The sequence below is a fragment of the Kitasatospora sp. NPDC001547 genome (genome assembly GCF_042894165.1).
Taxonomy (GTDB): Bacteria; Actinomycetota; Actinomycetes; order Streptomycetales; family Streptomycetaceae; genus Kitasatospora.
In genome coordinates, this window is record NZ_JBIAVL010000001.1 from 465,771 (window position 1) to 477,464 (window position 11,694).

11 protein-coding genes are annotated in these 11,694 nt (G+C 74.0%); 6 read left to right on the top strand and 5 right to left on the bottom strand.

The annotated features are described in order from the left end of the window. Window positions 1-160 precede the first annotated feature (160 nt). The 4 genes from ACFY0X_RS01830 to ACFY0X_RS01845 all read left to right on the top strand — a co-directional run bounded on the left by ACFY0X_RS01830 (window position 161) and on the right by ACFY0X_RS01845 (window position 2,848). Window positions 161-361, top strand: a complete 201-nt coding sequence (locus ACFY0X_RS01830; protein ID WP_387747687.1) for a hypothetical protein — start codon at window positions 161-163, stop codon at window positions 359-361. A gap of 55 nt (window positions 362-416) precedes the next feature. Beyond that, on the top strand, window positions 417-1,493 hold the full coding sequence (locus tag ACFY0X_RS01835; RefSeq protein ID WP_387747689.1) for a radical SAM protein: 1,077 nt from the start codon (window positions 417-419) through the stop codon (window positions 1,491-1,493). Window positions 1,494-1,546: 53 nt separating this feature from the next. After that, on the top strand, window positions 1,547-2,185 hold the full coding sequence (locus tag ACFY0X_RS01840) for a hypothetical protein (protein ID WP_387747691.1): 639 nt from the start codon (window positions 1,547-1,549) through the stop codon (window positions 2,183-2,185). Window positions 2,186-2,398: 213 nt separating this feature from the next. Then, entirely contained in the window at window positions 2,399-2,848 is a 450-nt protein-coding gene (locus tag ACFY0X_RS01845) for a hypothetical protein (RefSeq protein WP_387747693.1), read from the top strand. Here ACFY0X_RS01845 and ACFY0X_RS01850 read toward each other — a convergent pair. From ACFY0X_RS01850 to bioB, 4 genes are read right to left on the bottom strand one after another with little or no spacing between them, the layout of a single operon-like run. After that, window positions 2,835-3,281, bottom strand: coding sequence for a hypothetical protein (locus ACFY0X_RS01850; protein ID WP_387747695.1), 447 nt, complete (start codon window positions 3,279-3,281; stop codon window positions 2,835-2,837). The two genes, ACFY0X_RS01845 and ACFY0X_RS01850, sit on opposite strands and share 14 nt — an antisense overlap. A 52-nt stretch (window positions 3,282-3,333) precedes the next feature. Then, a complete protein-coding gene (bioD, locus tag ACFY0X_RS01855) occupies window positions 3,334-4,092 on the bottom strand; it encodes a dethiobiotin synthase (RefSeq protein WP_387747697.1) in 759 nt (252 codons plus the stop codon). After that, entirely contained in the window at window positions 4,089-5,393 is a 1,305-nt protein-coding gene (locus ACFY0X_RS01860) for an adenosylmethionine--8-amino-7-oxononanoate transaminase (protein WP_387747699.1), read from the bottom strand. Before ACFY0X_RS01860 ends, bioD begins: the two co-directional genes overlap by 4 nt. Window positions 5,394-5,419: 26 nt before the next feature. Then, on the bottom strand, window positions 5,420-6,643 hold the full coding sequence (gene bioB / locus ACFY0X_RS01865; protein WP_387747701.1) for a biotin synthase BioB: 1,224 nt from the start codon (window positions 6,641-6,643) through the stop codon (window positions 5,420-5,422). 248 nt (window positions 6,644-6,891) lie between these two features. On the opposite strand from bioB, the gene ACFY0X_RS01870 reads away from it, so the two are divergent. Then, complete coding sequence (locus ACFY0X_RS01870) at window positions 6,892-7,749, top strand: hypothetical protein (protein ID WP_387747703.1); 858 nt, start codon at window positions 6,892-6,894, stop codon at window positions 7,747-7,749. Between the two features lie 72 nt (window positions 7,750-7,821). Here the strand turns inward: ACFY0X_RS01870 and ACFY0X_RS01875 are convergent, their stop codons facing one another. After that, a complete protein-coding gene (locus ACFY0X_RS01875) occupies window positions 7,822-10,314 on the bottom strand; it encodes a DEAD/DEAH box helicase (protein WP_387748061.1) in 2,493 nt (830 codons plus the stop codon). Window positions 10,315-10,485: 171 nt separating this feature from the next. Here ACFY0X_RS01875 and ACFY0X_RS01880 point away from each other — a divergent pair, with 171 nt between their 5' ends. Beyond that, window positions 10,486-11,682: an 8-amino-7-oxononanoate synthase gene (locus tag ACFY0X_RS01880; RefSeq protein ID WP_387747705.1), complete on the top strand. Its 1,197-nt coding sequence runs from the start codon at window positions 10,486-10,488 to the stop codon at window positions 11,680-11,682. The last annotated feature ends 12 nt before the right edge of the window (window positions 11,683-11,694 follow it).

The window sequence follows — 11,694 nt, forward strand, 5'->3', positions numbered from 1 at the left end:
TCGCACGTTCGGTTTGCCGAACGGTCCGTCGCCCGCACGCCCCCGGCCCGGCACGTCCTCCGGGTGGCCGTCAGCAGTGGCAGCGGCCGGTGGTGTACGGAAGAGTCCTCGGCACGGCGAGGGGACCCGACCCTCGCGCCCACCCCCGAGGAGAGTCGCCATGAGCGCTCCGCAGAACGATCCGCAGAACAGCCCCAGCGGCGTCGACGTCAAGCTGGACGAGCAGGGCCGCATCGTCGTGTCGCCCCAGCTGGCGAGCTTGGCGAGCACCGGCGAGACACCCGACATCCAGAGGCGACACGGCCACGTCACCAACGTCTGTCCCAACATGGTGGCCGGCTGCGGCTCTCCGCCGGTGTAGTCGAACCGAGTCGCCCGAGTAGTCCGACCGACCCGTCCGACGGAGAACCGCACCCATGACGCAGACCCTCACCGCGCCCGGTACCGGCGGGAGCACCTCCCCGGCGTTCCGGGTGCAGCTCGCGGAGTCACTGACCGACCGCGCCCTGCACCTGATCGTCCTCCCCACCGAGCAGTGCAACTTCCGCTGCACCTACTGCTACGAGGACTTCACCGTCGGACGGATGGACGAAGCCGTGGTCGGCGGCATCAAGCGGCTGATCGACCGGCGCGCCGCGGACCTGCGGCGCCTGGACGTCTCCTGGTTCGGCGGGGAGCCACTGCTCGCACGCCCGATCGTCGAGGAACTCTCCGCCCACCTGGCCGACTTGGCCGCCGCCCGGCCCGGTCTGCAATACCAGGCTGACATGACCACCAACGGCTACCTGCTCGACACCGGGACCGCCCGCAGGCTCGCGGCCCTCGGCGTCGACCGGTACCAGATCTCCCTGGACGGCCCGGCCGAGGCCCACGACACCACCAGGCTGCGCGCGGACGGCCGCGGCTCGTTCGACCGGATCTGGCGGAACCTGCTGGCGATCCGGGACAGCGCGCTGCCCGTCCGCGTGCTGCTGCGGGTCCACCTCACCCCCGCCAACCTGCCGCTCATGCCCGGGTTCCTCGCCCGGCTGCGCGACACCTTCCTGCGGGACGAGCGGTTCACGCTCCACCTCAAGCCGGTCGAGCGGATGGGCGGGCCGAACGACCGGACGATGGAGATCCTCGAACAGGGGCTGCGCCCGAAGGTCCTGGACGAGCTGACCGCCGTGGCGTACGACGGGCTCCCGGCCGCGCCGGAACCCGACGAGCTGCCCGTCTGCTACGCGGCCCGGCCGAACTCCCTGGTGATCCGGGCCGACGGCACCGTCGGCAAGTGCACGGTGGCGCTCACCGACCCCGCCAACGCGGTCGGCCGGCTGCTGCCGGACGGCACCCTGCGGATCGACAACGAGCGGCTCGCCCCGTGGGTGCGCGGCTGGGCGACCGGCGACGAGAGCGCGGTGCACTGCCCGTACGCGGCGATGGACCGCCCGGCCCCGGCCCCGGCGCTGCTGCAGATCGGCAGGCGGCCGGCAGCGGCTGTCCCGAGCTGACCGGCGGGGCCGCATCGGCCGGGTTGTCGGTGCCGTGCGGCAGGATGGCCGGCATGACGGACACGCTCACCTGGCTCGCCGAACCCCAGTCGATCGCCTTCGGCGGCTACAGCGTCGTGCTGGCCCGCGGCCTGGCGCCGGAGGAGCTGGTGGCCCGGATCGCCGAGGGCTTCCCGAGGTGCACCGCGCGGCCGCTCGGCGAACTCACCGCTCGGGAGCTGGTCGAGGAGTACGAACTCGAGTTCCCCGGCGACATCGAGGACATCGCGCTGCACCACGGGCGCACCGGCGACCTCGCCTTCGCGGTGGTGTACGGCTACTGGCAGGGCGAGCTGAGCGTCCCGCCGGCCGCCTCGCGCGGCGGCGCCGAGGTCTTCCACCTGGAGTTCGAGGAGGAGAACGGCAAGCCGGTGCCGCCGTTCTTCCACGGCTACCGGGACGGCCGGGAGATCTGCTTCCTCAACCTCCACCTGGACGGCAGCTGGGGCCCCGACGGCGTCGCGGGCGAGCCGGCCACCGTCGCCGCCCTGACGGCCGAGCTGGCGGCGGCCGGCCTGCCCGACCACGACCGCGCGGGCGACGACCTCCACCGGGCCGGCCTGGAGGTGCTCGGCCGCCACTTCGGGCTCACCCTCCCGCGCACCCTGGTGCGGGAGGCCGCGCTGCCGGCGGTGCTGCTGGAGGCCGACTGAGCGCCCGCCCGGCGGGCGCTCAGTCGCGTCGTGCGGTCCGAGGCCGGGGCGGGGGCTTCGTCAACCGGCATCCGGGGATTACGCCTCGGGGCGCGAACGGTGCGGGAACGGACCGTGAATTGTTCCCGGGCCGGGTGGACTCCCCGGCCGGCCGCCGGGCCCTGCGGGCATCATGGGCCGCGACCGGGACGTCGCGGAACAGGGAGTCGACCGATGGGAAGGCCGAGGGCGGAGTTCGGCTGCGCGAAGTGCTACGGGGAGGACGAGAAGGCCGTGTGGGGGCGGCAGCGGGAGGGCTTCGAGCACGAGGCGGAGGTGGTGGACGGCTCGCACTTCTCCGTCGGTCTGCGGCGCTGCCGGGAGTGCGCGCAGCGGTTCGTGTGGATCTTCAGCGAGGTCGTCGACTGGATGGGCGGGGACGACGCCCAGTACGTGACGATCATGCCGGTGACCGCCGACGAGGCCGCCGGCCTGAGGCAGGGCACGCTGCGCCCGCAGCAGCTCGGAGGACTCGGCCGCGACCGCCGCCACCTGGACCACGACTGGCCCACCGGCGGCCCGGCGAGCCTGCGGTGGCGCTCCGGCCGCTTCCTGGTCCCGGAAGGCCGCGGATGGGAGAGGGATCAGAAGACGCCGAACTCCCCGGGCCTCAGGCCTCGTTGAGGGCGTAGCTGCGGAAGGTGGCCAGCAGGGGCAGCACCTCGGTCTTGTCGGGGTCCTCGGTGACGGCCCGCATCGCGTCGATCACCGTGTGGGCGATGATCTTCGTCACCGAGAGGTCGTCCGAGGGCGCGAGGGTGCCCCAGGCCCTCAGCGTCTGCGTCAGCAGCGCGCTCATCCGGGCGCCGATGTTGGAGCTGACGGCGTCGGAGATCTCGGCGAGCTCCTCGTCGCTCATGGTCGCGCGCAGCCCGAAGGCCAGCGCCATCAGGGTGTCCATCGCGTGCTCGCCGTACGCGGCGACCAGCGCCGGCAGCGGCCGTTCGCCGGCGCCGCCCGCCGCCAGGGCGGACAGCGCCTCGTCGTCGTCCTTCCACGCCGCCTCCAGGGCGGCCAGGGCCCGCAGGGCCTCGTCCACGGTCAGCCCGTCTGTCATGGAAGGAACGGTATTGAGCCGCCTGGGCTTCCGACAGGCCCGGGCGCCCGGATCACCCCTTCGAGCGAAGCGGGGCCGATTCGGGCCGATGGAGGCGCGCGAAGTGCTCCACGTCCCAGCCGCCGCCCAGCTCGGGGGCCAGCGAGGCGTACGCGAGGGCGGCAAAGTCCTCGGCGCCGCCCGCCCGTTCCGGCAGGGCGCCGAGCAGTGGGGCGCCGGCCGAGCGGGGCAGGTCGGCGAGGTTGCAGCGTTCGGCGAGGCCCGGTTCGGCGGGCCAGGACCCGACGAGCACACCCGCGAGCGGCAGGCCGCGGGCCGCCAGCGCCTCCGCCGTGAGGGCGACGATGTTGAGCGTGCCGAGCCCGGCCGAGGCGATCAGCAGGACCTCGGCCGGCAGCCCGGCCTCGCGCACGGCCCGGGCCTGGTCGGCGAGCGTGCGGCCCTCGTCGTCGTAGCGGACCAGCAGCCCGCCCGCGCCCTCCACCAGGACGAGGTCGTGGCCGGCGGCCAGGTCGGCCACCTCGGACACCACCGCGGCGGGGGAGAGGTACGGCATCCCGGCCCGCCGGGCGGCGGTGTCGGGAGCCAGCGGCTCGGGATAGCGCACCAGCTCACGGACCGTCAGATCGCCCGCCAGCCTGCGCACTTCGGCGGCGTCGCCCGGTTCGTCCGGCGACACGCCCGTCTGCCCGGGCTTGAGCACCGCGACCTTCAGGCCCGCCCGCAGCGCCGCCGAGGCGACCGCCGCGGTGGCGACCGTCTTGCCGACGTCCGTGTTGGTCCCCGTCACGAACAGGATGCGCGCGCTCATCCCGCCACCGCCGCGGCGGTCACGGCGGCAGCGATCCGTGCCACGTCCTCGTCCTCCGTCACATAGGGGGGCATGGTGTAGATCAGGTCCCGGAACGGCCGCAGCCAGACGCCCTCCCGCGCCGCCGCCTCCGTCGCCGCGCGGACGTCCACCGGGTGGTCCAACTGGACGACGCCGATGGCCCCCCGGGTGCGCACGTCGAGCACGCCGGGGACGTCCGCGGCCGCCGCGAGGCCCTCGGCCAGGCCGGCCCCGATCCGCTTCACCTCGGTCGACCAGTCCTGCCCGAGCAGCAGCTCCAGCGAGGCGTTGGCGACCGCGCAGGCGAGCGGGTTGCCCATGAACGTCGGCCCGTGGGCGAGCACCGGCACCTCGCCGCGGCTGATGCCGTCGGCGATCCCGCTGGTGCACAGCGTGGCGGCCAGCGTCAGGTACCCGCCGGTCAGCGCCTTGCCCAGGCACATCACGTCCGGCGAGACGCCCGCGTGGTCGGCGGCGAACAGCGCGCCGCTGCGCCCGAACCCGGTGGCGATCTCGTCGAAGACCAGCAACACCCCGTAGCGGTCGCACAGTTCGCGCAGCATCCGCAGGTAGGCGGGGGAGTGGAAGCGCATCCCGCCCGCGCCCTGGACCACCGGCTCGACGATGACGGCGGCCAGCTCGTCCGCGTACCGGGCCATCAACTCCTCGAAGCGCGCGGCGTATCCGGGGTCGAGCGGGGCGTCGAAGCCGGCCGGAGGCTCGGGGGCGAACAGCTGGCCGGGCAGCACCCCGCCCCACAGGTGGTGCATCCCGCCGTCCGGGTCGCAGACCGACATCGGGTGGAAGGTGTCCCCGTGGTAGCCGCCGCGCCAGGTGAGCAGCCGGCGCTTGGCCGGCCGCCCGACGGACTGCCAGTACTGCAGGCACATCTTCATCGCGACCTCGACGGCCACCGAGCCCGAGTCGGCGAGGAAGACGTGCCGCAGCGGCTCCGGGGTGATCTCCACCAGGGTGGCGGCCAGCCGGACGGCGGGCTCGTGGGTGAGCCCGCCGAACATCACATGGCTCATCCGCCCCAGCTGGTCGCGCACCGCCTCGTCCAGCACCGGGTGCCGGTAGCCGTGGATCGCCGCCCACCAGGACGACATCCCGTCGACCAGCTCGCGCCGCCCGCCCGCGACCGGCTCGGCGAGGCGCAGCCGCACCCCCGAGGCGGACTCGACCACGTACGGGGTGACGGTCCCGGGCATCGGCCCGTACGGGTGCCACACATGGGCGCGGTCGAGGTCGAGCAGGGCGGCTGCGGACGGCTGGAGCATGGCGGTTCTCCGGAGGGTCGGAACTGTCAGGCGTTGGGCGCGAGTTCGGTGCCGGCGCCGCGGCGGCGGACCTTCACGAGGTCGCTGCGCAGCTCGTCGCCGTCCGGGGTCTGCGGGGCGACGGCCTCCGGGGAGGCGGCCTCGGAGCCGTGCGCGTGCCCGCCGCACGGCCCGCAGCCACCGCCGCTGCCGCAGGCCGGGGCCGCGGTGCCGCAGCCGCCACCGGCCGCCGCCTCGGCGACGTCCGCGCGGTGGCGCGGCAGGGTGGCCTCGCCGGCGCCCTCGACCTCGAAGCCGGCGTCCTTGATCATGTCGAGGTCGGCCTGTCCGGCCTGGCCCTCGCTGGTGAGGTAGTCGCCGAGGAAGATGGAGTTGGCGATGTGCAGGCCGAGCGGCTGCATCGAGCGCAGGTGCACCTCGCGTCCGCCCGCGATCCGCACCTCGGTGTCCGGGTTGACGAAGCGGACCATCGCCAGGATGCGCAGGCAGCGCTGCGGGCTGAGGTTCCACTCCTTGGCGAGCGGGGTGCCCTCGAACGGGATCAGGAAGTTGACCGGGACGGAGTCCGAGCCCAGCTCGCGCAGCGCGAAGACGACGTCGACCAGGTCCTCGTCGCTCTCGCCCATGCCGGCGATCAGGCCGGAGCAGGCGGACAGGCCCGCGCCGTGCGCCTTCTGCACGGTGTCCACCCGGTCCGCGTAGGTGTGGGTGGTGGCGATGTCGCCGTAGGTGCCCTCGGAGGTGTTGAGGTTGTGGTTGTAGGCGTCGGCGCCGGCCGCCTTGAGCCGCTCCGCCTGGTTGTCGGAGAGCAGGCCGAGGCAGACGCAGATCTCGACCTCGGGGTCGGCGTCCTTGATGGCGGCCATGGTGTCGGTGACCCGGTCGATGTCGCGGTCCGTCGGGCCGCGGCCGCTGGCGACCAGGCAGACCCGCTTGGCGCCGCCGGCCACCCCGGCGCGGGCCGCGTCGGCGGCCTGGTCGGGCTTGAGCCAGGTGTACTTGAGGATCTCGGCCTTCGACCCGAGCCGCTGCGAGCAGTACGAGCAGTCCTCCGGACAGAGTCCGCTCTTCAGGTTCACCAGGTAGTTGAGCTTGACCCGGCGGCCGAACCAGCGGCGGCGCACCTTGCCGGCCGCGGCGACCACGTCGAGCAGCTCGTCGTCGGTGGTGGCGAGGACGGCCAGGGCCTCCTCGCGGGTCGGGACTTCGCCGCGCAGGCCCTTGGCGGTGAGGGTATCGAGCAGATCCATGGGGCGATCCTGCCTGGTGGTGATCGGGCGGCGCCAGAGCAAACCCGCCAGAAGATCCGTGTGAGGATGTGCCGATTGCCACAGTGTCGAAGCTCACGGCTCCGCCGCAGGTCACGCGCTTGACGTCGCGCCCGGGCGCCGCCTACCGGCGGGTGGTGGGACGGACGGCGGACGGCTCCGGCGGGCGATGATCCACAACTCCCGACCCAGTGATCCACGCCACCCCGGGGGTGCTTAGAATCTGCGCCATGACCACGCAGGGGGAGCGCACCCCGACTCCGGGAGAGGGCCGGGAAGGCCGGGCAGGACAGCGGGTCGGCGGGGGCGCCGACGCCGACGGGGGAACGGACCGCGGGCGGCGCGGCCGACGGCTGACGGCCCGTCGGGCGGCGGGCTGGATCGTCGTGGTCGGCGTGGTGGCGGGCGGGGGATGGATCATCACCCGCCCGATGCCCGGCGACTACATACCCGGGCTCGGCCCGTCCAGCAAGGACTCCTCCGCGACGCCGCGCGTGGTGGGCACCCCGCCGCCGCTCACCGACCCCGAGGCCCTCAACGTCGACAACATCTTCCCCGCCCAGCGGCCGGTCGAGGTCGGCGCCTACAAGGCGCGGCGCAACGGCGTCCGGCAGGGCGAGAACTGCGCCGAGGCGCTCCAGGACCGGACCCAGGACCCGCTGAAGGAGACCGGCTGCCAGGGTTACCTGGCCGTCAGCTTCAGCGGCCAGGACCGCCCGGTGCTCAGCAGCGTCACCCTGCTGCGCTTCCCCGACCAGGCCTCCGCCGCCCGGGCCGCCGAGGCCCTGCGGGCCAAGCCCGGCGCGGTCGCCTTCACCCTCGCCAACGCCGGCACCGCCCCCGGCCTGCCTCCCGGCGGCGCCAAGCCGGGCGGCGAGCCGCGGATAGAGGCGGTCGGGCACTACGTGACCGTCACCAGCTCCCGGCCGGGCGACGAGCGACCGGCGGGCTCCCCCACGGTCGGCACCGGGGCGCCGACCGCGCCGGTCCCGCCGACCGCCGGCGCGACGCCCGGCGCCGAGCAGGGCCTGGACGAGGCCACCCGCGCGCTCTCCTACGCCGCGGGCTCGCCGTTCGTCTGGATGTGACGGCCCGCCGAACGCGCGGATCCCCCCGGAAGCCTCGGCCTCCGGGGGGGATCCGCGCGTTCGGGCGCCGGCTCAGCCGCCGAGCCGGTCCACCGAGGTCACCCGCAGCACCGCCCGGCCCTCCTCGTCCGAGCCGTAGAGGTCGACCTCGGCGCTGATGCCCCAGTCGTGGTCGCCCTCCGGGTCGTCGAAGATCTGCCGGACGCGCCAGGAGGAGTCCTCCTCCTCGATGATCAGCATCTTCGGGCCGCGTGCGTCCGGGCCGGTGCCGAGGTCGTCGTACTCCTCCCAGTACCCGTCCATGGCGTCCGCCCAGCGGTCCGCGTCCCAGCCGTACTCGCCGTCCAGCTCGCCGAGCGCGTCCCAGTTCTCCAGCGCGCACAGCTCGACCCGGCGGAACATCTCGTTGCGCACCAGGACCCGGAAGGCGCGGGCGTTGGCGGTGACCGGCGCCGGCTTGTCGTCCAGGCGCACCTCGGCGGCCTGCGGCTCGGTCGGGTTGGCCAGCTGCTCCCACTCGTCCAGCAGGCTGGAGTCGACCTGGCGGACCAGCTCGCCGAGCCAGGCGATGACGTCCTTGAGGTCGTCGGTCTTCACGTCCTCGGGGACGGTCTGCTCCAGCGCCTTGAACGCGCCGGCCAGGTAGCGCAGCACGATGCCCTCGGTGCGGGCCAGCTCGTAGAAGCCGACGTAGTCCGAGAAGGTCATCGCCCGCTCGTACAGGTCGCGGACCACCGACTTCGGCTGCAGCCGGTGGTCGCCGATCCACGGGTGCGCCCGGCGGTACACCTCGTAGGCGTGGGTGAGCAGCTCCTCCAGCGGCTTCGGGTAGGTGATCTCCTGGAGTCGCTCCATCCGCTCCTCGTACTCGATGCCGTCCCGCTTCATCTCGCCGACGGCCTCGCCGCGCGCCTTGTTCTGCTGGGCGGCGAGGATCTGGCGCGGGTCGTCGAGGGTCGCCTCGACGACGGAGACGACGTCCATCGCGTACGAGGGCGAGGTCGGGTCGAGCAGCTCGAAGGAGGCCAGCGCGAAGGTGGACAGCGGCTGGTTGAGCGCGAAGTTCTCCTGGAGGTCCAGGGTGAGCCGGACGATCCGGCCCTCGGCGTCCGGCTCCGGCAGCCGCTCCACCACGCCGCCCTCCAGCAGCGAGCGGTAGATGGCGATCGCGGTGCGGATGTGGCGGCGCTGCGCGGCCCGGTCCTCGTGGTTGTCGGTCAGCAGCTTGCGCATCGCCTCGAAGGCGTTGCCCGGGCGGCCGATCACCGACAGCAGCATCGCGTGGCTGACCTTGAACCGGGAGACCAGCGGCTCCGGGTCGGCGCCGATCAGCTTGTCGAAGGTCTCCTCGGTCCAGCCGACGAAGCCCTCCGGGGCCTTCTTCCGGACGACCTTGCGCTTCTTCTTGGGGTCGTCCCCGGCCTTGGCGATCGCCTTGTCGTTCTCGATCACGTGCTCCGGCGCCTGCGCCACGACCTGGCCGACGGTGTCGAAGCCGGCCCGGCCGGCCCGGCCGGCGATCTGGTGGAACTCGCGGGCGCGCAGGATGCGCACCCGGTTGCCGTCGTACTTGGACAGCGCGGTGAACAGCACCGTGCGGATCGGCACATTGACGCCGACGCCGAGCGTGTCGGTGCCGCAGATGACCTTCAACAGGCCCGCCTGGGCGAGGCGTTCGACCAGTCGGCGGTACTTCGGCAGCATGCCCGCGTGGTGCACGCCGATGCCGTGGCGCACGTAACGGGACAGGTTGCGGCCGAACTTGGTGGTGAAGCGGAAGTTGCCGATCAGGTCGGCGATGGCCTCCTTCTCCGCCTTCGAGCACATGTTGATGCTCATCAGCGACTGGGCCCGCTCCACCGCCTCCTTCTGGGTGAAGTGCACGACGTAGACCGGCGCCTGGCCGGTCTGCAGCAGCTCCTCCAGGGTGTCGTGCATGGTGGTGCGGCGGTACTCGTAGAAGAGCGGCACCGGGCGGGTCGCGTTGCGCACCACCGTGGTCGGCCGGCCCGTGCGGCGGGTCAGGTCCTCCTCGAAGCGGCGGACGTCGCCGAGCGTCGCGGACATCAGCAGGAACTGCGCCTGCGGCAGCTCCAGCAGCGGGATCTGCCAGGCCCAGCCGCGGTCCGGCTCGGCGTAGAAGTGGAACTCGTCCATGACCACCTGGCCGATGTCCGCCCGGGCGCCGTCGCGCAGCGCGATCTGGGCGAGCACCTCGGCGGTGCAGCAGATGATCGGCGCGGTCGGGTTCACGCTCGCGTCGCCGGTCATCATGCCGACCTGCTCGGTGCCGAACATCTTCACCAGGTCGAAGAACTTCTCCGACACCAGCGCCTTGATCGGGGCGGTGTAGAACGTCCGCTGCCCCTCGGCCAGCGCCGCGAAGTGCGCGCCCGCCGCCACCAGGCTCTTGCCCGAGCCGGTCGGCGTCGCCAGGATCACGTTGTTCCCGGACACCAGCTCGATCAGCGCCTCCTCCTGCGCCGGGTACAGCGTGATCCCGCGTTCCTCCGCCCAGGCTGCGAACGTCTCGTACAGCGCGTCGGGGGTGGCGGGCTTCGGCATCAGATCAAGGAGGGTCACCCGGCTATCTTGCCTGCTCGCCGCCACCCCGGGCAAAGCCCCGGGCGGGCGGACGCCGGGGACCGGCTTGTGGCGACCGGCCGGCCGGTCGCGCCGATCATGTGCCGAGAGGCACATTGATCCCCGTTCACGGCGCGTGCCAGAGTGCCGGGCATGAACCATCCGCTCGCGGCCGAGCCGCGCACCGCCGCCCCCGCCCCCGCGCACGTGTTCGACTGGCTCGACGAGACGGCCGCGATGCGGGCGGAGGCGGGGCTGACGCGCACGCTGCGCAGCCGGGCGGCGGACGACGGGGTGCTGGACCTCGCGGGCAACGACTACCTGGGGCTGACCAGGCATCCGGTGGTCGCCCGGGCGGCCGCCGACGCGGCGCTGCGCTGGGGCGGCGGGTCGACGGGCTCGCGGCTGGTCACCGGGACGACCGCGCTGCACACCGAACTGGAGGAGGAGCTGGCCGAGTTCTGCGGGGTGGAGGCCGCGCTGGTGTTCTCCTCCGGCTACACGGCCAACCTCGCGGCGCTGACCGCGCTCACCGACCCGGACACCCTGATCGTCTCCGACGCCTACAACCACGCCTCGCTGATCGACGGCTGCCGGCTCTCCCGCGCCGACGTCCACCGCGCCCCGCACGCCGACCCGGCGGCCGTCGCCGAGGCGCTCGCCGGGCGGGCCCGGCAGCGGGCGCTGGTGGTGACCGACTCGGTGTTCTCGGTGGACGGCGACGCGGCCCCGCTGCCCGCGCTGTCCGCCGCCGCCCGCGCGCACGGCGCCGCGCTGCTGGTGGACGACGCGCACGGGCTGGGCGTGCTCGGCCCCGGCGGCACCGGGGCGCTCGCCGCGGCCGGGCTCGCCGGGCAGCCGGACACGGTGGCCACCGCCACCCTCTCCAAGTCGCTCGGCTCGCAGGGCGGCGCCGTCCTCGGCCCGCGCCGGGTGATCCGCCACCTCACCGAGACCGCCCGCACCTTCATCTTCGACACCGGCCTCGCCCCGGCCGCCGCCGGCGCCGCCCTCGCCGCCCTGCGGCTGCTGCGCGCCGAGCCCGCCCGCGCCGAGCGCGCCCGCGAGGTCGCCCGCACCCTGGCCCGGCAGCTCACCGCGGAAGGGCTGCGCAGCTGCGAGCCCGAGGCCGCCGTGGTCTCCGTCCGGGCCCCCGGCCCCGAGGCGGCCGTCGCCTGGGCCGCCGACTGCCGCCGGGCCGGCCTCGCCGTCGGCTGCTTCCGCCCGCCCTCCGTCCCGGACGGCGTCTCCCGGCTGCGGCTGACCGCCCGCGGCGACCTGACGGACGGGCAGATCGCCGAGGCCGTGCGCATCGTCGCCGAACTGGCCCCGGCCGGCGCGCGGGGCTGAGGCCCCAGCGGG

Coding starts and splice junctions, on each gene's coding strand:
- ACFY0X_RS01830 (WP_387747687.1), top strand. CDS start 161: ATGAGCGCTCCGCAGAACGATCCGCAGAACAGCCCCAGCGGCGTCGAC.
- ACFY0X_RS01835 (WP_387747689.1), top strand. CDS start 417: ATGACGCAGACCCTCACCGCGCCCGGTACCGGCGGGAGCACCTCCCCG.
- ACFY0X_RS01840 (WP_387747691.1), top strand. CDS start 1,547: ATGACGGACACGCTCACCTGGCTCGCCGAACCCCAGTCGATCGCCTTC.
- ACFY0X_RS01845 (WP_387747693.1), top strand. CDS start 2,399: ATGGGAAGGCCGAGGGCGGAGTTCGGCTGCGCGAAGTGCTACGGGGAG.
- ACFY0X_RS01850 (WP_387747695.1), bottom strand. CDS start 3,281: ATGACAGACGGGCTGACCGTGGACGAGGCCCTGCGGGCCCTGGCCGCC.
- bioD (WP_387747697.1), bottom strand. CDS start 4,092: ATGAGCGCGCGCATCCTGTTCGTGACGGGGACCAACACGGACGTCGGC.
- ACFY0X_RS01860 (WP_387747699.1), bottom strand. CDS start 5,393: ATGCTCCAGCCGTCCGCAGCCGCCCTGCTCGACCTCGACCGCGCCCAT.
- bioB (WP_387747701.1), bottom strand. CDS start 6,643: ATGGATCTGCTCGATACCCTCACCGCCAAGGGCCTGCGCGGCGAAGTC.
- ACFY0X_RS01870 (WP_387747703.1), top strand. CDS start 6,892: ATGACCACGCAGGGGGAGCGCACCCCGACTCCGGGAGAGGGCCGGGAA.
- ACFY0X_RS01875 (WP_387748061.1), bottom strand. CDS start 10,314: ATGCCGAAGCCCGCCACCCCCGACGCGCTGTACGAGACGTTCGCAGCC.
- ACFY0X_RS01880 (WP_387747705.1), top strand. CDS start 10,486: ATGAACCATCCGCTCGCGGCCGAGCCGCGCACCGCCGCCCCCGCCCCC.